Consider the following 20,726-nt stretch of genomic DNA (forward strand, 5'->3'; position numbering starts at 1 on the left):
GGGACATCAACGAGAACGGCCGACCCACGCCGCCACGATCGACTCGCCGACGAGCAGGACCAGCAGGAAGAGGGCGGCCTCGTGCCAGAGTTCGCGGCCAACCGGCGAGAAGAGGTCGGCCCCGCCCCCACGAGCCTCGGCCACCTCGACCTGCAAAGGGGCCAGCAGCGTCTTCAGGTCCGCCTGGCCGATCCGATCGAGATCGCTCTCGCGGGCGTCCGGGTTCACGGCGTACGAATCCTGCTGAGTGCCCAGCGCCCCCTCGTCCCAGGAGACCCGATAGAGCCCGGCCCGACGCGTGTCCGGCACGCTGAATTCGACCGCCGGGCCCTCGTCGTCGGGCCTGCCCTGGACGGGCGAGGCAAGCAAGGGCAGGGGCTCGCCGCCGCCCGGGGGGGCGACCCGGACGTTGGAGACCTGCTGGCTGGTCAGCACGACGCGCCGGACCAGGTCGCCGGCGCTGACCGTGTTGGCGAAGCTCGTCGGCCGCGAGACGCCCAGGACCGCCTCGCGCATCGCCAGCACGAAGCTCGGCTCGATCGGCCAGTCGTTGCCGGCCCGGTCGGCGGTGGTCGTCCAGAGCAGGACCCGGCCTTCGCCCGAAATCCGCTCGATGACCGCCGGCGATCGGCCCGGGTCGTTCCACCTCGCCAGCACGCGGACCTTCCCCTCCTCGCTCGTCTCGTCGACCGCCATGATCTGCCGGACGGGGACCCGCTCCAGGGCCGACGTCTTCAGGTCGAGCAGCTTCTCCAGCGGGGAAGGCCGCAGCGGTTCGACGACGATCCCGCGGATTTCCTCGTCGACCAGCGATTTCAGGGCGACGGGAAGCACGCGGGCGTTGGTCCGGTAGAGCAGGTCGTTGTAGAGGCCGGTGTCGAGCTTGGCGCCGGTGAAGATCATCAGGCCCATGCCGTCGCGCACCATCCGGTCGATCCGCGAGGCCTGCTCGGCGGTGGGCGCGGCGACGTTGGCCATGACCAGGACGTCCGGTGAATCGAGCCTGGGCGAGACGAAGTCGGTTTCCTGAACCACCTCGGTTCGCCAGGCTTCCGCGGATCCCACGCCGATGGAGAGCGGGGCCGCGAGGAAGTCGACCTCCGACCCGAACGGCTCCGACGATGGCTCGCCGTCGACCAGGCGGATCAGGAGCGAGTCCTTCACCGGGACCGAGGACCAGCGCCTGTTGTCTCCTGCAAGCTCGTCCTCGGGTAGCTCCAGCGACACGTCGTGCATGCCGGCGCCCGGGAACCGGACGGTCAGGGGGACGCGTACCGCCTGACGGGGCGCGATCTCAGGCAGGGTGACCTCGGTCGGCTGGTCGTCGACCCTGAGGATCGCCTTGACTCCCGACAGCACGCGGGTCGAGTCATTCCGGACGGTCGCCTCCCAGCGGCTCTCGGAACCGGCGAGCACCGTCCGATCCTGGGGGATGAGCGACCGGATCGAGATGTTCGAGGTCCCTTCGTCGCCCACGTCAACGATCCTGACCCGCACGCCGGCCTCGTCCCAGGCCTTGGCGATCGGCGCGACGCCGGCTCCCCAGCCTGAGCGTCGGAGGTCGGTGATGATCGTGACCTGCCGGGTGGGATAGGTGCATGACTTCAAGACCTCGTCGAGCCCTTCCAGAACCCTCGACCAGGAGGCGTGCGAGGCCGTCGGCACCAGGCCCGAGACGGCGCCGGACAGGTCGTCTCGGCGTGCCCCTTCGACCTCGGAGAGGATGGGCGTCGTGGGCGACGAGCTGGCCAGCAGGGTGCAGCGATCCTGCGGCCGGGTGCCGGCCAGGAGCGCCCCGGCGACTTCCTTGGCCCGGCGGAAGGCGGGCTCACCGCCGTCGGCGGCGTAACCCATGCTCAGCGAGTCGTCCACGAGCACGACCTGGCTCGACCGGCCCCCCGAGCCCAGCCAGCCCTCCAGCCCGGTCGGGTTCAGGACAGGCCGCGCCAGCAGGAAGAAGAGCAGGACCAGGCCGGCGACGCGCAGCAGGAGCAGCAGCCATTGCTCGATCTGGACCCGTCGCCGGTTGCGCTGGATGGTCAGCCTGAGGTGGCGCATCGGGGCCCATTCCACGCGGCGGAACCGTCTGCGGTTCAGCAGGTGGATGATGATGGGGATGGCGCCCAGCAGGGCCCCCCAAATCAGGAGCGGGCTGAGGAAGGACATCATGAGGGTCGCCCGCCGCGGCTCTTCTCCTCGCGTGCGTGGAGGAAGGTGCTGAGCGACGAGACCAGGGGCTCGTCGGTGACGAATTGGACGTGGTCATAGCCGCGGCTACCGCACTCGCGCTTCACGTCACCGAGGAACTCCACCATCGCGTGCTTGTACGACTTGCGGAAGGCCCAGGGCTCGGCGAACAGCTCTTCTTCCCCTTCAATGTCGTGGAAGATCGTCGGGCCTTCGAAGGGGAGGTCCAGCTCGTCGCGGTTGAGCACCTGGAGCATCAGGACCTCGTGACCCTGGAACCGGAGCCGGTTGAGGCCGTCGTAGACCGGCTCCATGTCCGTGAACAGGTCCGAGACGACGACCAGCAGGCTTCGCCGCTTCAACTGGCCGGTGACGGTTTGCAGCAGCCCGCCCAGTTCGGTCTTGCGGGACGGGACGCACTTCTCCAGCAGGCCGGCGATGACCATCACCTGAGACTGCGTGGCGTTGGGCGGCAGGATCGTGCCGGCCTTCTCGTCGAAGAGGACCAGGCCGACTGGGTCTTGCTGGCGGGTCAGCAGCATCGACAGGGCGACGACCAGGGTGGCGGCGTAGTCGTACTTCGACAGCGCGGCGGATCCCTTGTAGTTCATCGACGCGCTGGCATCCACGAGGAACGTCACGCGGACGTTGCTCTCTTCTTCATATTGTTTGATGTAGTGCCGATCGGACCGGGCGAAGACGCGCCAGTCGAGCCTGCGCAGGTCGTCGCCGGGGGTGTACTCGCGATACTCGGCGAACTCGACGTTGAAGCCGTGGAACGGGCTGAGATGCTGCCCGCTGATGGCCCCCTCGGCGAGCCTCCGCGACCGCAGGGTGAGGTCGGAAATCCGCGCGATCGCGTCAGGGTCGGAATACTTCGGCGACGGCGGCATCGGCGGCTCCCTTCCGGACGGGGATGTCCTTCAAGAGTCGCTTGATGATCGAGTCGCTCGTCTCGCCGGCAGCCTGGGCGTTGTAGTTCAACACGATCCGGTGCCGCAAGACCGGGTGGGCCACCGCGCGGATGTCCTCGACGGAGACGCTCGCCCGGCCGGCGAGCGCGGCCTTGGCCTTGGACGCGAGGATCAAGGACTGCCCGTCGCGCGGGCCGGCGCCCCAGGCGACATACTCGCCGATGAATCCGGGGCCGCCATACGCGGGGCCGCGGGTCGCCCGGACCAGGTCCATCGCGTAGTCGATGCAGTGGTCCGAGACCGGCACCCGACGCACCACCTTCTGCAAGGCCGCGATCCGCGCCCCGTCGAGCGTCGGCGTGATCTCGTGGTCCTGAGATCCGGTGGTGACCCGGTAGATGCGCCGCTCTTCCTCGGGCGTGGGGTAGGTGATGAAGATCTTGAAGAGGAACCGGTCGAGCTGGGCCTCGGGCAGGGGGTAGGTCCCTTCCTGCTCGATCGGGTTCTGGGTGGCCAGCACGAAGAAGGGGTCGGGCAGGCCGTGGCGATGCCCGCCGGCGGTGACCTGCCGCTCCTGCATGGCCTCCAGCAGCGCGGCCTGGGTCTTGGGCGGGGTCCGGTTGATCTCGTCGGCCAGGATCAGGTTGGCGAAGATCGGCCCGGGGACGAACCGCAGCTCGCGGGCGCCGCTGTTGCGGTCCTCGTAGAGCACCTCGGTGCCGGTGATGTCGCTGGGCATCAGGTCGGGGGTGAACTGGATCCGGTTGAAGTCCAGCGAGAGCGAGCGGGCCAGCGAGTTGACCATCAGGGTCTTGGCCAGGCCCGGCACCCCTTCCAGGATGCAGTGGCCGCGGGCGAAGACGGCGATCAGGAGCTGGTCGACGACGTCGTCCTGGCCGATGATCTGCCGCGAGATCTGCTCGCGGATCTGCGCATGGGCCGACTTCAGCTCGTCCAGCTCGGCCAGGTCGATGTCGATCTCTTCTTCGGTCGTCCCGCTCAAGGTCGCGTCTCCAGTCGGGCTATCGTTGAAAGACCGGCAGATATTTGTAGGGGAGCTGGAGGATGATCACGCCGATGGCCGTGCCGTAGACCTGGCCGATGCCGTCGCCGTTCCACGAGCCGTCGGGCGCCTGCATGGCGATCAGGGCATCGCGGGTGCCCGGGAAGTAGGCGTCCCAGTACTTGTCGCCGGCCATGTAAAAGCCCTGCGACGCATAGAGCTGCGAGTAGAAGGCGTGGCCGCCCCCCTTATCCCAGCCCGGGACGGCCTGGTACTGGTCCCAGACATATTTGAGGCAATCGGTGGCGATCCCGCTGTCGAACTGGCCCGCGTTGTACAGGGTGGCCACCGCGGCCGCGGAGATGGCCAGCCGCGGGCCGGAGGGTGACCTGAGGGAATACTGGATTCCCCCCTCGGGGGTCCGGCACTTTTCCAGGTATTTGGTCGCCTCCTCAATGACCGCCTGCGGCACCAGGAAGCCGGCGTTGTGGCAGGCCCGCAGCGCCTGGACCTGGGTGACGGTCACCGACCCTTCGTCGCCGGTGCCCGGCACGTAGGTCCAGCCCCCATCGGCGCTCTGGCCCTGGCTCGTCAAGGCGACCGCCTTGCGGATGGCGTCGCGCACCTTCAGTCGCAAGGACTCCTTGGTGATCATCCCGTAGACGGAGGCCAGGAACATCAGGGCGAAGCCGTGCCCGTGCATCGGCTGGCCGCTGTCCTGGCTGGGGCCGGTGATCAGGCCGGTGGGCGTCGCGCAGCGGACCAGGTACTCGACGGTCCCCTGCACGTTCCTGGAGTATTTGCCGCGGGTGGGCGAGTTGCCGTGCGCCAGCATCGCCGTGCCCGCCAGGCCGGCCATCGCCACCGGATAGGCTTGCCCTCCCCCGGCGATCCAAGACCCGTCGTCGGCCTGGCTCGAGGCGAGGTAGTCGAGCCCCTTGACCACGGCCTTGAGCGCCTCGGGCGTGATGTGCTTGGGCAGCACTTCGGACTCCGCCGCGCGGGCGAGGCGGTCACCCGCCGCCAGCCAGGCGGCGGCCGCGCAGCCCATGCCCAGGACGTCCCGGCGCGTCGCGCGGCCGGCTCGGGTCCAGCTTTCAATGCGACCGGTCGTGTTCATTTCGCGGCGGCCCCCTCGGGCTTGGCGTTGGCCGTCGTCGAGGGTCGGATGCCGAATCGCACGAGCAGCTCGACCCGGACCGGGATCTCCTGGAACTTCGATGCCTCGAGCCGCCGGGGGCCGCGCTCCTCCTCCTCGCCGGTGTACGGATTCATCCGGGGCCGTTCGCCGGGGACGAAAACCTCGCGGACGGCCAGGACCGGACCCAGATCCACGCCGCTCATCGTCGCCAGCCGCTTGGCGCGGGCGCGGGCGTCGTCCATCGCCTTCTTGAAGGCCTCGTCCTGGATCGCGTCGAGGTCATCGACGACGAATCGGACGAGCGACTGGTTGTTCATTTGATAGGGGTTGTAGTAATACGGATTGAAGTTGTTCGACCCGCCGATCTTACCCCCGGCGTCCTGGGCGACGTCGAGCAGCCGGGCGATGAGCGGGAGCAGCGTGTCCTCGTCCATCGGCCTAATGTTCGACACCTTGACGATCAGCTTGCGGGTCAGCTGCACCTCGGTCCTGGCCCGCGTGCTCTGCGGCATTCCGTTGAAGTAGTTCTGGTTCATCATCCCCTTCTGGTCGACCAGAAGGCCGCGTTCCTCGACCTTGACGTCGGCGAGCTTCAGGGCCGTGAAGGCCTCGCTGAGCTTGCGCTTGGCGTCGCGGTATTTGACGATCGCGTCGGCGGAGAGCTCCGAGGCGGCATTGACCTCGAGGTCGATCTCCAGCAGGTTCGGCTTGACCCCGATCGACGACTTGCCGACCACCGAGAAGCCCTCGATGTTGCCCGAGGAATCTCCGCCCGCCCCGCCGTAGGAATACTGCGCCTCCGAACGCGCGGCGGCGACGGAGAGCCCGATCGACAGGGCGAGCAAAACGACCTTCGAGCTATTCATTCGATGCCCTCGCCTTGTTGGACCCGGGGCCGCCGCCTGAGGCCACCCCGGCGCCGGCTGCGCGGCGGTCATATACCGAGATCGTCCGATTGGAGACCGAGACCAGCATCCGGTCGGTCACGATCAGGTCGCCGCCGGCCACGCCGAGGTCGTCGCCGCGGATGATCCTGCGAGTGTCGCCCGTTCTGGGGTCGATCTCGAAGATTCCCCGATGGGTCAGCTGCCAGATCCCGTCGGGCCGGGCGAGCACCTTCCCCTTCAGGCTGCCGCCCGGGAGCTTCGACGACCACCCGAGCTTGCGGGTCTCCAGGTTCATCTCCCCCAACTCGGGGCCGCCCAGGTAGAGAGCCCCGGCGCCCGCGGCCAGCAGCCGCGTGGATCTGGCGATCGGCCGTTCCCAGGCCAGCTTCTGCGTGTTGGGGTCGACCGCGTAGAGCCGATCCGACTGGGCCCCCTTGATCAGCAGGAGTTCGCCCGCCGCCAGCGGAGGATTCCCCGAGCCCGCCGGCTCCACCTGCATGTTGCCGTTGAAGAAGAAGAACCGATTCTGCCCCTGGACGGGATCGGTCCGGTAGCCGAAGCCCCAGTCGATCGCGCCCGTCTCGGCGGTGACGCGGGCGAGCACGCCGAGGTGCGTGTCCACGTACACCGATCCGGCCCGATAGAAGAGCTGAGGCTGGGTCGAGGAACTCTGCTGGTATGGATTCCAGTACTGCTCGACCGACCGGAGGGCGCCCAGCTCGGCCTTCCAGAGCAGCTTGCCGTCATGGCCTCGGATCGCCACCAGGAACTGCTCGGCCTTCCCCTGCTGCCGCTGATTCATGCCGGACTTGGCGGCGACGAACAGCGTCTCGCCCACGAGCAGGGGTTGCCCCACCAGGTCGACATCAACGTAGTCGGACAGGTCGGTCGAGTTCCAGATGACGTCGCCGTTGGTGGCCCGCCGGCAGGTCAGGCCGAACGGGGCCATGTAGTTCTGATCCTTGAGGTCGCGGCCCAGCGTCCAGACGCTCTCTCCCGAGGCGACGACCGCGAACCGGCTCGTGTCCATGAACTGGACCTGCTGCTGCATCGCCGAGAGGTCGACGTGATGGAACGTGCCCGAGCGCCAGAGCAACTTGCCGGTCCTGGCGTCGATGGCGAAGATCGTGCCGAGGTAGTTGGCGTAGATGTTGGACCCGTCGACGGCCACCGCGGGGACGACCAGGCTGAGGGGGGTGGCCTGCCACTGGACCAGCTCCGCGGGCGTCATCCCCGCCTCGACCGAGTCGGCAAATCGCATCTGCCAGGACGCCGTCGCCGAGTCGCCGAGGTCCGGGGCGGGTACGACTGGTGTGGCCTGGGCGACGCCGGGGCCGGCAAGGGCCTTCTCGCCCTCCTCGCCGAGCAGCAGACGGAGCACCTCGGCCGGCGAGCCGCTCCTGCCGCCGAGCGTGACCTTCTCGTCGGCGTGCCGTTCCGCCAGGTCCGTCCGGACCTGCGCGAGTTCCGCCATTCGCCCGGCCCGGTAAAGTGCCAGGGCGGCCTTGAGGGAGACCAGGCCGATCGAGAGGTCGGTGTCGGGCCGCTCGCGGACGATGGAGAGCCAGCATTCGGCGGCCCGGTCGAAGTGGCCCAGCTCGAAGTTCAGGTCGCCCAGCCGGTCGGCCGCGTTGTCGCCGACGGACGAGGCGAAGTAGGCCGAATAGACGCGTTCGAGATTCTTCTTCTCCGAGGAACCATCGGCCTCGTCGAGCAGCTTCTTGGCATCGGCGTCGTAGAAGAGGCGATAGGCCGCCTGGCCCTCGGGCGGCAGGCTCGAGAGCACGGCCCGCCGCTTCTGCGCCACCGAGATGATGAACCCCCCCTCGCCGTCGACGAACTTGGTCGTCTGCTCGTCGGGGATCGTGAAGAGCGCCTTGAGGGCCCGCTCCCAGGCATTCCGCCGCTTGAAGCGTTCGAAGTCGTCGAACGCCTCCTTCACCTCCGTCGACGCCGGAGGCATCTGGAGGGGCCGGTCGGGCTGGTCGTTGGAGACCTTGTCGGCCTTCTCGTCGACCGCCTGTCCGGGCGCGAATGCGGCGATCAGCAGGAGGAGCAAGCTTGCCAGCAGCGGGCGCATCGCGGGCATCACACCTCGGGGGAATGAGGTTTCCTGACGCTCGGCCGCCCCTGGGGGCGGGCCACGGCCACGAGTCGACGCAATCCATATTTCATGATAACGCCAGCCAGATTCGGTCGGCGTTCACTCCGAATAGATTGATAGGACACTTGTAGACGAATTCGCCCCACCGTTGCAAGCAAAATCATGGGAGCGTGAGGTGACGCTCGGGGCAGACTTCCCGGGGCGATGTCGCGGACGGTGTCGGCTCTGGATAGAGTTCGAGTTTCCGACGCGACTGCCGTCACGCCATCTTGCCCAGGGAGCCGCACCGATGCCCTCGATCTCTCCTCGATCTGGCCTCGCCTGCTTACTCGCCGCGTCTGGCCTCGTCGCCTGCCTGGCCGCCGACGTGGGCCCGCCCGGGGCCGAGCCCGCTCGCTGGAGGCAGCACGACATCCGCAGGCCCAAGCCGCCCGTGGCCGAGCCCTCGGAGGCGGCCGCACCGACGAAACCCCCCAAGGGCGCGGTCGTGCTCTTCGACGGCACCGGTCTCGACGCCTGGAAGGCATCCGCAGGAGGCGGCCCGGCGGGCTGGAAGGTGGTCGACGGCCAGATGGAGACGCTGCCCGGGGCCGGCAAGATCGAGACGAAACAGGGCTTCGGCGACATCCAGCTCCACGTCGAGTGGGCCTCGCCCAGGGAACCGAACGGGGTCGGCCAGGACCGCGGCAATAGCGGGATCTTCCTGATGGATCAGTTCGAGATCCAGGTGCTGGATTCTTACAAGGCGGATACCTACGCCGACGGCCAGGCGGGGGCGATCTACGGCGAGTACCCGCCCCTGTTCAACGCCTCACGCCCGCCCGGCGAGTGGCAGACCTACGACATCGCCTTCCGCCGCCCCCGATTCGACTCGGCGGGCAAGCTGAAGGAACCCGCGCGCATCACCGTCCTGCACAACGGCGTTCTGATCCAGAACAATGAAGAGCCGTTTGGCCCCACATCCTGGCTCAGGTGGCAGCCTTACGCCGATCGAGGCGACCGAGGGCCGATCTCGCTCCAGGACCACGACCACCCCGTGCGCTACCGAAACATCTGGCTGCGCGAGATTCCCGAGCGGCCCGCGCCAACGGCGTCCGACCTCGCACGCCCCAAGGTCATCACGCTGCCTCAGGCCACCCTCGACCAGTACGCGGGAAATTACCTTTTGAACGCCAAGCCCAACGCGCCGGTCGCCGCGATTGCCCGCGAGGAAGGGCACCTGACCATCAAGCTTCCGTTCCTGCCAAGGCCGCTCGCCCTGGAGCCGATTTCCGAGACCGAATTCGACATGCCCCACACCGACGGCCGCTTCAAGTTCGCCAGGGACGATGCGGGGAACGTGACCGGAGTCCAATTCCGGATCGGTGACGGCCAGCGTGAGATGAAGCGGACCCCCTGAATTCCGTCGCCGGTCAGTTCGCCGAGGCCTCGGCCGCCAGGTCTGCGAGGATCGGCTCATTGGCCTCGGGGAATCTGTGGGTCGTGAGGTCGCGGGTGGCGGCCCAGAGGAATCCGGAGCCGAGGGCCGGCTCGGCGCCGGGTTCGGGCGTGCACTGGTAGTAATGCAGGCGGACGAAGCCGTGTGGGTACCGGTGGACGACGACTCGGCGGCACCGGTCGACGCTCACGATCAGGCCGGTCTCTTCGAGGCATTCGCGGGCCGTGGCGGCCTCGGGCGGCTCGCCGGGCTCGCATTTGCCGCCGGGAAATTCCCAGTAACCGGGCATGGGCGAGCCGACGGGCCTGCGGCGAATCAGGTACGACCCGTCGCGGTGGACCAAGGCGATGCCCACGTCGAGCGGCGTCTCGGCTGGCGTGCTCGACATGGGCGAACCCCTGGAACGATCACCTGACGGGCCTGATCAATCAGTGCGGGATGGCGCGGCCTGGGGAGCCCATGGCGTTGTAGCCGCCATCGACGTGGAGGATCTCGCCGGTGATGCCGCTGGCCAGGTCGGACAGGATGAACATCCCGGCCGCGCCCACTTCCTCGCGGGTGATGTTGCGACCAAGGGGGGCGACTGCTTCGTAGAGCTCGGCGAGCTTGCTGGCGTCGCCCACGGCGGAGGCCGCCAGCGTCTTGACCGGGCCGGCGGAGATGGCGTTGACGCGGATCTTCTTGGGGCCGAGGTCGTAGGCCAGGTACTTCACCGCGGCATCCAGGGCGGCCTTGCAGACGCCCATCATGTTGTACCCCTCGACGACGCGCTCGCCGCCGAAGTAGGTCAGCGTGGCGATCGAGCCGCCGTCGGGCATGACCTCGGAGGCGTACTTCGAGACGGCGGCCAGCGAGTAGACGCTGATGTCCATGGCCGTCTTGAAGCCTTCGCGGCTGGCCTGCACGAACGGGCACTTGATGTCGGCGATGGGGGCGAACGCGATCGAGTGCAGCACGAAGTCGAGCTTGCCGTAGGTCGCCTTGGCCTCTTCGAAGACCCGGGCGATGTCCTCGTCCTTCTGCACGTCGCAGGAGGTGACGAGCTTGGCCCCAATCGGGTCGGCCAGCTTGCGGACCCGCCGCTCCATCTTCTCGCCGGGCAGGTGGGTGAACCCCAGCTCCGCGCCTTGCTCGAGAAGTTGCTGGCTGATCGCCCAGGCGATGCTGAAGTCGTTGGCGACCCCGAGAATCATCCCCTTCTTGCCATCGAACAACCCCATCGGTCGATTCCTTTCTTATCCGGACTTGCGGCGGCGAGGCCCGAGGCCCGCACGCCACGTTCGAGTTCTTCCAAGGGGCGACGACGCCCGAGGGCATGACGGCCGACGCGACGGGACCGGCCTGGAACCAGGCGGGCCCCTAGGCGGGGATGCGGCTTCAGGATAACGTCGGGGGGCCGGACGCTCAACCTCACTCGCGCGCAAGGCCCTGCGCAGAGGCGGTTTGAGCCGGCAGGAAAGGGAGGCGAGGATGGCTCAGGCGGGCGATTCCGGTCCCGGCGAAGGGTCGCGGCGCTGGCTGGTGCCCGCAGTCCTCTTCCTCGTTGCGCTGGCGCTGAGATCGCTGGACCTCGGCCGGCTGAGCCTCTGGTATGACGAGGTCGTCAGCATGCACCTGGCCCGGCAATCGGGGCCGATGGCCTTGCTCGAACGACTGGAGGCGACCGATGCCACGCGGGCCCCTTTGCATCCGTTCCTGCTTCAAGGATGGCTGGCGGTGTTCGGCACCTCGGATCTCGCGGGTCGGTCCTTCAGCGTCGTCTGTGGGGTGGTGACCGTTGGCCTCATCGGCTGGATCGGGACGGTCGTCTTCGACCGACGAGCTGGGCTGGCGGCTGCCTGGTTGGCGGCGATCTGCCCTCCACTTGTCGTCTACTCACGCGAAGTCCGGATGTATGCCCTGCTAACCCTGCTCACCTGCCTTGCCTGGGCATTGGTGCTCCGGCCCGGAGGGCTCCGGGGCATCGGAAGGTCGGTCGTCTATGTCGTGCTACTGGCGGCACTCGCGTATTGCCACCCGCTCGGATTGATCATGGCGGTCACCCTGGCCGGGGTCTGTTTGGCGGAGTCGGGAAGGTCGTGGTTTAGCCTGCGCCGCTGGTTCGTCCTGCACTCCGCCGCCCTGGCCCTGGTGGCCCCCTGGTTGGGGCACTTTCTGGACCATGATCCGGAATCGGTCACAGGCCCGCTGCCGCTCAAGTTCCTGCTGGGGATGCCCATCGCGTTCGTCGGCGGGAATGCCCTGACCCTGGTCGGCATCGTCTTCCTGGCGGCACTGGGCTGCCTGGGCCGGGGAACCTGGCCGAGGCCCGGTATCGACCGCAGGGCCTTGCCGCTGGTCGCCTGGTTCGTCGTGCCGCCGACGGCCCTTTACCTGTATTCGCTGGTGGGCCATCCCCTCTTCGGCCCGGTCCGATACACCCTGTTCTCGGCCCCGGCCTGTCTGCTTCTAATTGCCGGGGGGCTTTCACATCTGCCGAGGAGGACGTCGCTGGCGGTCCTGTGCGGCCTGAGTCTTCTGACCATCGTTCCGCTGAAACAAGGAGTTTTCGCCCCCGACTTGAAGGCCGACTGGCGTGCCGCCGCCTTGTTCCTGGGGGATCGGCCCGCGAGCGAGCCGCTGCTCGTGACTTCGAGCGACCCGAGCCAGAATGTCGAGGTCGAGGCGGCCCGGTATTACGTCGAAGGGTCGAGGCGGGTCGAGGCCTGGCCGATCGAGGACGACGAGTGGCCTTCGGACCTTCTGAGTGCCCCCTCGGCCTGGATCTCCGAGCCGGTTCGCGATGGCAAGATCGTCGCCCAGGCTCCCGAGTTTCTCGGCCCCTTCGCGGCCAGCGGCGAGGTCAAGGCGCTGCCGGGCTTGCGGCTGGTGCGTCTGGTGAGGCGGCCGGAGCCTGGTCCGGTGACCGCTCCCTGACGGGCAGGGCCAGGCGATCGAGGTCGCCCTGGATCTCGGCCCGGGCCGAGCCCAGCGCCTGCCGGGTCGCCGCGCCGATGCCGAGGCTGGTCCGCTTGAGCTCGTCGGGAATCCCGCCCAGGTTCAGGGACTCGACGATGCCGAAGACCGCCTTGACCTGGGGATCGGCCAGCAGGTCGGCACCGTCGCCGGCCCCACCGGCGCCCGGCCTGCCGCTCGCCTGCCGGGTCGCCACCTGGTGCCAGTTCTCGGGACCGAGTCGGGCCCAGAGCGTCGCCTGCACCTGGACGCCGGAGTTGTCGGGTGCCACGTCCAGCTTGGTGACGAGCACGCCGACCCGGCCGCGTGCCTCGGCCTCGCGCAGTTTGGCGGGCAGGGGGTCGACAGGTGCGACATCGGACAGCAGCGACTTCAACGCGCCCGTCACGGACGAGAGCCCTTCGAGGGGCGATGGCATCTCGCCGGCCGCGGGTTCGGGCAGCAAGATCTCGCCGTGCCTCAGGTAACGAAGGCCATCATCGTTGGCCACCTCGGTCGCAGCCCTGCGAGCCAGCCACTCGGCGTCCGACTCCGTCTGCGGGGGCAAGAGCGCCGAGAGGTTGGGCTCGGCCATCCGCGTCGCCGAGACCCCGCGCCCTTCCAGGGCCTGTTTCAGCTGATCTGCGTCCAGGCTCGCCGCGTCGTGGATGCCCGACGACCAGGCCAGCTTCAGCAGCCTGGTCGAGGCGATGGGAGCACGGGCGATGGTCCGTATGTCGCCCCTCAGGATCCTGGCGACCAGAAGAGGCGATTGGGCCGCGGAATTGTCGGCCCGGGCTCGCTGCGCCTCGATCCAGTTGGAAATCGCGTCGTCGGCCCCGGCCGAGTGACGTTCGGCGGCCCAGTCGTCCAGTCGTTTCCGCCTCTGCTTCGAAGCGGCGAGCGTGGAGGGTGCCTCGGCCCGCTCCCAGCCTTCGAGCCACTTCGGGGCGTTGGCCTTGGCCCAGCCTCGCTCGACGATCAGGGTTGGCCCACCCCGGGGCGAAACCTGGATGATGACCCCCGGCACGACAACCCCGTCCCGGAGCGTGACCTGGTCGGCCGCCGGAGCGGCACCCAGGGTTGAGATCGCGAGCAGCATCAAGGCAGACATGGACGTGCCCCCCGACTGGACGGCCGCGGCCTCGGTGGACGAGGGTTCGAGGCGCAGCCCATCCCCTCATGTTAGAACGTTCGAGCTCGGCCCGACAGGGCGCATCCCCGTCCGAGACTCTTCCGATGCCTCGAATCCAACCGCTCGGTGACCGAGCCTGGCTCGCCCGATTCGACTCCGAGGCCGACGCGGCAGCCTGGGCCGGGGCCGCCCGCGCCGCGGCCCGGCCCGGTGTGGTCGACCTTGTCCTCGCCTACCGGTCGGCCGCCGTCTACGTCGACCCCGACCTGGCCGACCCCGCCGAAGTGGGCGAATGGCTCGGCCGATTGACGGTCGCTGACAGGGCGGATGAGACGACCGATGCGCATCGGATCGTGGTGCCCGTGCTGTACGACGGCGACGACTTGGCCGACGTCGCGGGACGCGTGGGGCTGAGCGTCGACGAGGTCATCGGGCGGCACGTCTCGGCCGAATACCGCGTCTTCGCGGTCGGGTTCCAGCCCGGTTTCCCGTATGCAGGATATCTGCCGGAAGGGCTCGCGGGCCTCCCTCGCCGGGATCGGCCGAGGACGGTGGTGCCGGCCGGTTCGGTGGCGATCGCGGGCCGGCAGACGGGCATCTATCCGGCCCCTTCGCCCGGAGGCTGGCACCTGCTGGGCCGGACGCCGCTGACGATCGCCGATCTCGAACGCGGCTTCTTCCCGATCCGCGCCGGCGACTCGCTCCGATTCCGGGCGATCGATCGGGCCGAGTTCGACCGCCTGCTGGGCCTGGATCTCGGGACCGAGCCCCCTTGAGCGTGGCCGGCCGATTTGGCGACTGGGGTCTCGATTGGTAGAATTCGCCGAGACCAGAGCCGATGGCCGACTCGTCGGGCTCGCGGACGTCGCCGACGTCGTCCGGGCCAGCTCTTACCCGGGACCACCGACGATGGACCTCGCCGCCGAGCAGCGACCGCGCGTCCTGGTCATCGAAGACAGCAAGACCGACCAGTCGATTTACCGCCACACCTTGCGCGACTACGACCTGAGCTTCGCCGACTCGGGCGAGTCGGGCCTCGATCGCCTGGACCGGGAGAAGTTCGGCCTGGTCATACTCGACTTCCACCTGCCGAGGATGAACGGCGACGAGGTCCTCAGGGCGATCCGCGACACCCTGAACCTGGAGATCCCGGTCGTCGTCGTCACCGGCGGCGGCTCGGCCAGCGTGGCCGTGGACTTGCTGAAGCGTGGGGCCTCCGACTACGTCACCAAGGACGAGCTGCACACTCCGCGGGTGGCCTCGGCCGTGCAAGGGTCGCTTAAGCGGCACTGGCTGGAGCTGGCCCGCCGCAAGGCCGAGGACGAGCTTCGGACCCGCAATGGCGAGCTGATGGTGGCCATGCGGCAGCTCCAGGAGGCCCAGGCACAGCTCGTCCAGAGCGAGAAGATGGCCAGCCTGGGCCAGCTCGTCGCCGGCGTCGCCCACGAGATCAACAACCCGCTCGCCTACGTCAGCAATAATATCGCGGTGCTCGACCGCGACGTCCGCCACCTCGCCGAGATCACGCAGGCCTATCGGGCGCACCTGGGAGCCGCGACGCCGCAGGAGATCCTCGACCGCGAGGAGGTCGTCGACCTGGCCTACACGATGGAGAACCTCGACCGGCTTCTGAAGTCGTCGCGCCAGGGCTTGCAGCGGGTCCGCGAGATCGTCTCGGGCCTGCGTGACTTCTCCAGGCTGGACGAGGCCGACCGCAAGCAGATCGACCCCAACGAGGCGGTGCTCACCACGCTGGAGCTGGTCCGCTACCACATCCGCCAGAAGGGGGTGCACCTCGCCCTCGACCTGGGCCAGCCCCCACTCATCTGGTGCTTCGCCGGCAAGCTGAATCAGGTCTTATTGAATATTCTGATGAATGCGATCCAGGCCGTGGGGCCCGGCAACACGATCGAGGTGTCGACCTCGGCCCGGGGCGAGGGGGGCGAGGTCGAGTTCGTCATCAAGGACGACGGCCCCGGCATCCCCGAGTCGATCCGCGGGAGGATCTACGACCCCTTCTTCACGACGAAGCCCCAGGGGGTCGGGACCGGCCTGGGGCTCTGGATCAGCTACAACATTGTCTCCGAGCACGGCGGGCGGATCGAGCTGACGACCGAGGAAGGCAAGGGGACCACCTTCTCCATCATCCTGCCCGTCAGCCAGCCGGGCGACCCCGGCTGAGGACACCGCTCAGAGGCCTTTGTACTTGTAGACGGGCGGCTGGTTCGGGTGGAAGTGCCGGGTCCTGGGGATCAGGTTGCCCACGTGAACCAGGGGTGCACCCTGCGGGGCATACTGCACGACCGGCGCGGCCTGCGGGGCATACTGCAACGGCTGGGTCACGACCGGCGCCTGGGCGTAGCCATAGCTGTAAGTGGGGTAGGGGACTGCCTGCGGAAACGCGGCAAAGGGAGAGGAAGCCGCCGGCGCGTGGGCCAGCAGGCTCGACGCTGGCGCGGGGGCCGCGGCCGACGTCTGCGCGGAGAGGGCCGCCTCGACCATCGACTCGACGTCCTGATTCTGCTCGGCGCTCAGCTCGGCCAGGTCGGGGTCTTTCTGCTGGACCGCGGCCAGGTAGAGTTCCTGGCCCTGCTCGACCAGCTCGCGGATCCGACCCGAGGCCGTCGTCTCCGTCCCCCTGAAGTCGCGCAGGTCTTGCAGGATCGCCTGGCGCTGGAAATTCGAGAGCCCCAGGCGTCCCGAGACCGCCGGGGCAAAGCCCGCCGCCGGCGCCGAGCCGGTCGTGGTCAGCGTGTAAGTCGTGACGGTCGGCGCCTGGGAATAGGTCACCACCGTCGGTGCGGCCATCACGGTCGGGGCCTGGGAATAGGTCACCGTCGGGGCGGCGGAATAGGTGACGGCCGGGGCCTGGTAATACGTCAGCGGGGCCTGGGCGACGGCCATCGGCTGCACCGCGTACGAATAAGCCGGCGCGGCCGCTTTGTGTCGCAGGTGGTCGCCCGCGAGGCAGGCATGGCCGGCGAACAGCAGCAGTCCGAGCGTCGCGGGGACGATCGCGGGCCGTCGAGGTTCCATCTCCGATCCCTTCTTCTGATGGCCGTCCGCCCGTGACCGAGGCCGTGGACGTCCGATACTTCCGACCTTGGCGATCATCCGGGGTCGACCCGAGGCCGAATCCGTCCCGGCTATGCCCTCATGCGAACTATACCCCGCTGCCAAACTGACGCGGTCCTAATCGCGAGATTATGCCGTTTGCATCCCTTCAAGCCGATCCAACGCGCATAATGAAGCCAGATTGGCCGAGTCTGCCTCCGTAGAACCGGCCTCACCCGAAGACCTGGGCACGACCCGAGTGTCGCTTATTCCTTAATGACGTGTCGTCCGGACCGGGTGATGCCCGGATGAGGTCCTCGACGATGAAGCGGACTGAACGCATCAAGGGTTCCGGGCCGGCCCGCGCGGCGATCGCGATGGCCCTGACGCTGCTGGCCACGGTCCACGAGGCCCCGGCGGGCCAGGCGCGATACGACCCCGCGACCAGGTCGATCAAGCTGACTTATACCTTCGCGTCGCTGGCCGAAGGCTATGCCGGCGGGGCGGCAATCGGCTCGCCCCAGGTGCCGACCAATGAGCAGCATGCGATCGTCAGGAGCCTGCTCAAGGAGGTCAACGACGCCGTCTCCCAGGCCACCGGCGGACGCCTGACGATCAGCTCGCTCGACCGGGTCGACGACGTACGCAACGTCGACCTCGTCATCTCGATGTCCGGCAAGCCGGCCAGCGCGGGCTGGGCCATCGTCGGGGCCATCGAGGGGAAGCCCGGCCAGATTGGCCTCTTCTATCAGACGCTCGCCGACCGCTCGCTCTATGTGCGCAGGGATGCCGTGCTGGCCGCCTCGCACGAGCTCTCGCACTACCTCTTCTCATTGACCGACGAGTATGCCTTCCCCGGCGGTTGCCCGCTCGATCACCCGGGCTCCCCCGGCTGCCTGATGGATAACTACAACACCAACGGTGTCCGCCACGGCTGGTATGGCCGGTATTGCAACGACTCGGACCACGTCCACGGCCAGTTCCAGCAGCCCCGATCGTGCCAGTCGATGGTCGACGAATTCTTCGCCGCCCGCGGCAATCCCTCGCCGCAGCAGGGCAACGGCGACGAAGCCCAGCTCGGGTATCTGGCCGACGCCGCCTTCGGCCACGCCCAGGAGCAGGCCGCGGCCAGGAAGGGCCCTCGCTCCCCGACGGGCACGTTCCCGTCAGGCGCGGTCCGCAGCTCGGCCGACAAGTTCCTCCGCGAGCAGGTCGCCCGCCTCGGGCTGAATGTCTCTCCCCAACTCGTCCGCAAGACCGTCGTCGACGTCTCCAAGGACGCCGCGAGGATCCCCCTGGGCAACCCTGGGCGGCTCGACAAGGCACTCATCGGCGAGCTCACCGCGAAGGCCGCGAAGTCGGCCGCCGAGTCGCTGATCGGGGAGCCCGGCAGTGCCCAGAGGGCGACGGTCCGGTCGGCGATCCTCCGCGAGCTGCTGGGCATCGCCAAGGCGGCCCTCTTCGCGGCCGCGGCCCCCTCGTCGCTGACCGCGGACGAGCAGCGTTACATCGCCGGGATCGCCGCCGCCGCCGCCGCCGAATCGCCCGAGGAGAGGCGATTCGAGAGGCTCGTCACGGCCGCGAGGCTCCAGATCAAGTTCGACCAGGAGACGGCCGTCACCACCGTCGAGATCGCCGACGAGCTGGGCATCCCCGGCACGCCCGACCGGCTCAAGGTCCTGCGTGAGCTCGACGAGGAGCTGCGGAGCAACGCCCTCCCCGGCCGGACCTCCAGCCGGTTCGGTCGCCGCCGCACCCTGATCATCGCCCCCGACCCGATCGACCCCAAGTATGATTACATCCCCACGAAGGACGGGATCCACCACTACGACGAGCTCCGCGATGACTGCATCGACGAGTTCAATCGCCTGATCGACCGGGCCAAGGTGCTCCCCACGCTCGTCACCGGCGCCGAGGTCCAGGGAGCTCCGTTCCTCGGCGGCCTGCGCGATCGACGGCCCGAGATTGCATTCGGGGAGGTCGATCGGCCCGACACCGCCCACGAGCGCAACGAGGCGATCCGCCGGATCTTCGCGCAGGCGATCGACCAGATCCGCCGCAACCGGATCGAGAACATCATCATCGTCGTCCCCCCCGGCGGCCTCCCCCCCGACCTCGGCCGCTCGCTGGAGACGATCCGGACCGAGATGATCTCCAAGGCCGACCTCCGCCTCGACGTCGTCCTGTTATGCGACGAGGTCATCCCGGCGCAGCTCCGCGACCTCTCGATGCGCTCGGGCGGCTCGATCCTGACGATCACCGACATCGACGAGGTCGGCGCCCTGGCCCAGCGGCTCAAGAACGCCCAGTCGGCCGGCGCCTGGGTAGTCATCCCGCTCCAGGACGAGATCCGGCCCCTGGGCGAGGACGCCGCGGCGAAGGAGCCCGCCAAGTCCTACGACGCGCAATCGTACAAGCAAATGGTTGTCGACACCCTGGCCTCCATGGCGGCCGACGTCGCGGCCCTGCGAAAGATCGCCCCGACCCAGGGCGCCCAGGACCTTGAGGACGCGATCAAGGCGACTCAGAAGGCCGTCGCAGCCTCCAAGGAGATGACCTACGACCGGTTCATCAGCGTCCTCGGGCCGTTCGTCCGGGCCCAGGACGCCCTCCGCCGGATCAGGCTCGACGCGGTCGGCGGGCTCCGAGACGCCGGCCAGCCGGGCGATCCTGGCGCGATTGTGACCTTCCCCGGCGGCCAGCCCCAGGCCGCCCAGGCCAGGCCCGCGGAACCATCCCAGACGCCCGAGGCCCTGGTCGCGAGCCTCTCAGCTCACTTCCGCCGGATCAACGGGCCGACGGCCCAGCTCCTGGGGGCCCCCGCCGCCAGCAGGATCGACCGCCGAGCCGTCGCCGAGGCCGCACGCACCCTCATTGTCCCCGACGCGGGCGGGCAGACCCCCGAACAGCTCGCCACCAGGCGAACCCAGCAGCAGGACGCCCTGAAGGCCAGGAATGACGACCCGAAGGGCCGCGAATTCGTCATCCCGCTGCTCCCCTTCTATGCGGAGAAGGGGGCGAAATTCGAGCTAATCGTCGGCTCGACCGAGCCCCTTCCCGGGGTCACCCTTCCCTTGGCCCGCGAGGAGACCCCCTGGGCCAAAAAACTCCCCGGCATTCGCTTGACCGATGCCGACGGCAAGCCGGTGGAGGCGCCGGCGCTGCTCCTCGACCGCGACGCATCGACCGACACGATCCTGGTCTATCGCCTCCAGTTCCTCAAGCTGTTCGACGGCAAGTTCTACTTCGCCGAGCTGGTGCTGGACAAGGAGGAGTACTCGAAGCTCGACCACGCGATCAACTTCACCTTCTCGGTCTCATCGTCGAGGCCCAACGTCCAGCTCCACGCGTCGCTGGTGCAGGCACCGCCCGAGTCGGACATCGACCCGCCCCCGGCCGACCGCGGCACAGTCCGGACCGAGCTGGGGCAGGCCCGGATCGAGGTCCAGGTCTTCGGCGGCACGTCGGTCCGCGACGCGCACGTCTTCGGCGGTCTCCAGAAGCTCACCCCCGGCGTCGGGCCCATCGATCTCTCGTACCTGTCCTTCAAGGACGGAGGAGCCGACGGCGACCGCGTGGCCGATGACGGCGTATACACGGCCCTGATTCCCATCGATCGGCTGGGCCAGGAGGCCGAGTACCGCGTGAGCATCCAGGCGCTCTCGACCCCCAAGAGTCGCAACATCGTGCCCGAAGACCCCAACGCCGGGGACGCCGCCCGCCGCAAGGCCCTCATCGACTCCGGGTTCAAGAAGATCGTGCCCAAGCCCGCGACGCCCGAAGGTGGCGACAAGGACGCGACGAAGGCCGACGAAACCCCCAGCCTCGGCAAGGCCCTGGAGTTCGAACGCGCCACGTCGATCCACTTCCGCGTCGAACGCTGAGCCGAGAGGTGGTCGTGGGCGGTCCGATCAACGGAGCGGGGGCCG

15 protein-coding genes are annotated in these 20,726 nt (G+C 68.5%); 5 read left to right on the forward strand and 10 right to left on the reverse strand.

Features of this window, described 5'->3' with window-relative positions; genetic code table 11:
• Positions 1–6: 6 nt before the first annotated feature.
• The 6 genes from EP7_RS16235 to EP7_RS16260 are packed head-to-tail and all read right to left on the reverse strand — an operon-like array spanning position 7 to position 8,221.
• A complete protein-coding gene (locus EP7_RS16235; RefSeq protein ID WP_463522513.1) occupies positions 7–2,166 on the reverse strand; it encodes a BatA domain-containing protein in 2,160 nt (719 codons plus the stop codon).
• Positions 2,166–3,080 carry a DUF58 domain-containing protein gene (locus EP7_RS16240; protein ID WP_463522515.1) on the reverse strand — a complete coding sequence of 305 codons (915 nt, stop codon included), beginning with the start codon at positions 3,078–3,080 and terminating at the stop codon, positions 2,166–2,168. The genes EP7_RS16235 and EP7_RS16240 overlap by 1 nt, the downstream gene beginning before the upstream one ends.
• Complete coding sequence (locus tag EP7_RS16245; protein WP_463522517.1) at positions 3,049–4,104, reverse strand: AAA family ATPase; 1,056 nt, start codon at positions 4,102–4,104, stop codon at positions 3,049–3,051. The genes EP7_RS16240 and EP7_RS16245 overlap by 32 nt, the downstream gene beginning before the upstream one ends.
• A gap of 19 nt (positions 4,105–4,123) precedes the next feature.
• Entirely contained in the window at positions 4,124–5,224 is a 1,101-nt protein-coding gene (locus tag EP7_RS16250; protein WP_463522519.1) for a prenyltransferase/squalene oxidase repeat-containing protein, read from the reverse strand.
• Positions 5,221–6,111 carry an SIMPL domain-containing protein gene (locus EP7_RS16255; protein WP_463522521.1) on the reverse strand — a complete coding sequence of 297 codons (891 nt, stop codon included), beginning with the start codon at positions 6,109–6,111 and terminating at the stop codon, positions 5,221–5,223. Before EP7_RS16255 ends, EP7_RS16250 begins: the two co-directional genes overlap by 4 nt.
• Positions 6,104–8,221 (reverse strand): outer membrane protein assembly factor BamB family protein, encoded by a 2,118-nt coding sequence (locus EP7_RS16260; RefSeq protein WP_463522523.1) that lies wholly within the window; start codon positions 8,219–8,221, stop codon positions 6,104–6,106. Before EP7_RS16260 ends, EP7_RS16255 begins: the two co-directional genes overlap by 8 nt.
• Positions 8,222–8,525: 304 nt before the next feature.
• Between EP7_RS16260 and EP7_RS16265 the strand changes: the two genes are divergently transcribed.
• Complete coding sequence (locus EP7_RS16265) at positions 8,526–9,635, forward strand: 3-keto-alpha-glucoside-1,2-lyase-like domain-containing protein (RefSeq protein ID WP_463522525.1); 1,110 nt, start codon at positions 8,526–8,528, stop codon at positions 9,633–9,635.
• A gap of 13 nt (positions 9,636–9,648) precedes the next feature.
• On the opposite strand, the gene EP7_RS16270 is transcribed toward EP7_RS16265, so the two are convergent.
• Both EP7_RS16270 and EP7_RS16275 read right to left on the reverse strand, forming a co-directional pair.
• Positions 9,649–10,062, reverse strand: coding sequence for a (deoxy)nucleoside triphosphate pyrophosphohydrolase (locus EP7_RS16270; protein WP_463522526.1), 414 nt, complete (start codon positions 10,060–10,062; stop codon positions 9,649–9,651).
• Between the two features lie 40 nt (positions 10,063–10,102).
• Positions 10,103–10,894 (reverse strand): enoyl-ACP reductase FabI, encoded by a 792-nt coding sequence (locus EP7_RS16275; RefSeq protein WP_463522527.1) that lies wholly within the window; start codon positions 10,892–10,894, stop codon positions 10,103–10,105.
• A 250-nt stretch (positions 10,895–11,144) separates the two neighbouring features.
• Here EP7_RS16275 and EP7_RS16280 point away from each other — a divergent pair, with 250 nt between their 5' ends.
• Positions 11,145–12,590 carry a glycosyltransferase family 39 protein gene (locus tag EP7_RS16280; RefSeq protein ID WP_463522528.1) on the forward strand — a complete coding sequence of 482 codons (1,446 nt, stop codon included), beginning with the start codon at positions 11,145–11,147 and terminating at the stop codon, positions 12,588–12,590.
• On the opposite strand, the gene EP7_RS16285 is transcribed toward EP7_RS16280, so the two are convergent.
• Positions 12,517–13,722 (reverse strand): hypothetical protein, encoded by a 1,206-nt coding sequence (locus EP7_RS16285; RefSeq protein WP_463522530.1) that lies wholly within the window; start codon positions 13,720–13,722, stop codon positions 12,517–12,519. The two genes, EP7_RS16280 and EP7_RS16285, sit on opposite strands and share 74 nt — an antisense overlap.
• Before the next feature lie 125 nt (positions 13,723–13,847).
• Between EP7_RS16285 and EP7_RS16290 the strand changes: the two genes are divergently transcribed.
• Positions 13,848–14,519, forward strand: coding sequence for a 5-oxoprolinase subunit B family protein (locus EP7_RS16290; RefSeq protein ID WP_463522532.1), 672 nt, complete (start codon positions 13,848–13,850; stop codon positions 14,517–14,519).
• Between the two features lie 133 nt (positions 14,520–14,652).
• The gene (locus EP7_RS16295; RefSeq protein ID WP_463522534.1) at positions 14,653–15,924 is read left to right on the forward strand and encodes a hybrid sensor histidine kinase/response regulator; all 1,272 of its coding nucleotides are present in this window, start codon (positions 14,653–14,655) and stop codon (positions 15,922–15,924) included.
• 9 nt (positions 15,925–15,933) lie between these two features.
• Here EP7_RS16295 and EP7_RS16300 read toward each other — a convergent pair whose 3' ends face one another.
• A complete protein-coding gene (locus EP7_RS16300) occupies positions 15,934–16,779 on the reverse strand; it encodes a hypothetical protein (protein ID WP_463522536.1) in 846 nt (281 codons plus the stop codon).
• Positions 16,780–17,120: 341 nt separating this feature from the next.
• Between EP7_RS16300 and EP7_RS16305 the strand changes: the two genes are divergently transcribed.
• Positions 17,121–20,681, forward strand: coding sequence for a choice-of-anchor X domain-containing protein (locus EP7_RS16305; RefSeq protein WP_463522538.1), 3,561 nt, complete (start codon positions 17,121–17,123; stop codon positions 20,679–20,681).
• The last annotated feature ends 45 nt before the right edge of the window (positions 20,682–20,726 follow it).

The organism is Isosphaeraceae bacterium EP7 (genome assembly GCA_038400315.1).
Lineage (GTDB): Bacteria > Planctomycetota > Planctomycetia > Isosphaerales > Isosphaeraceae > EP7.

Coding starts and splice junctions, on each gene's coding strand:
- EP7_RS16300 (WP_463522536.1), bottom strand. CDS start 16,779: ATGGAACCTCGACGGCCCGCGATCGTCCCCGCGACGCTCGGACTGCTG.
- EP7_RS16260 (WP_463522523.1), bottom strand. CDS start 8,221: ATGCCCGCGATGCGCCCGCTGCTGGCAAGCTTGCTCCTCCTGCTGATC.
- EP7_RS16240 (WP_463522515.1), bottom strand. CDS start 3,080: ATGCCGCCGTCGCCGAAGTATTCCGACCCTGACGCGATCGCGCGGATT.
- EP7_RS16250 (WP_463522519.1), bottom strand. CDS start 5,224: ATGAACACGACCGGTCGCATTGAAAGCTGGACCCGAGCCGGCCGCGCG.
- EP7_RS16275 (WP_463522527.1), bottom strand. CDS start 10,894: ATGGGGTTGTTCGATGGCAAGAAGGGGATGATTCTCGGGGTCGCCAAC.
- EP7_RS16265 (WP_463522525.1), top strand. CDS start 8,526: ATGCCCTCGATCTCTCCTCGATCTGGCCTCGCCTGCTTACTCGCCGCG.
- EP7_RS16235 (WP_463522513.1), bottom strand. CDS start 2,166: ATGTCCTTCCTCAGCCCGCTCCTGATTTGGGGGGCCCTGCTGGGCGCC.
- EP7_RS16280 (WP_463522528.1), top strand. CDS start 11,145: ATGGCTCAGGCGGGCGATTCCGGTCCCGGCGAAGGGTCGCGGCGCTGG.
- EP7_RS16255 (WP_463522521.1), bottom strand. CDS start 6,111: ATGAATAGCTCGAAGGTCGTTTTGCTCGCCCTGTCGATCGGGCTCTCC.
- EP7_RS16270 (WP_463522526.1), bottom strand. CDS start 10,062: ATGTCGAGCACGCCAGCCGAGACGCCGCTCGACGTGGGCATCGCCTTG.
- EP7_RS16290 (WP_463522532.1), top strand. CDS start 13,848: ATGCCTCGAATCCAACCGCTCGGTGACCGAGCCTGGCTCGCCCGATTC.
- EP7_RS16305 (WP_463522538.1), top strand. CDS start 17,121: ATGAAGCGGACTGAACGCATCAAGGGTTCCGGGCCGGCCCGCGCGGCG.
- EP7_RS16295 (WP_463522534.1), top strand. CDS start 14,653: ATGGACCTCGCCGCCGAGCAGCGACCGCGCGTCCTGGTCATCGAAGAC.
- EP7_RS16285 (WP_463522530.1), bottom strand. CDS start 13,722: ATGTCTGCCTTGATGCTGCTCGCGATCTCAACCCTGGGTGCCGCTCCG.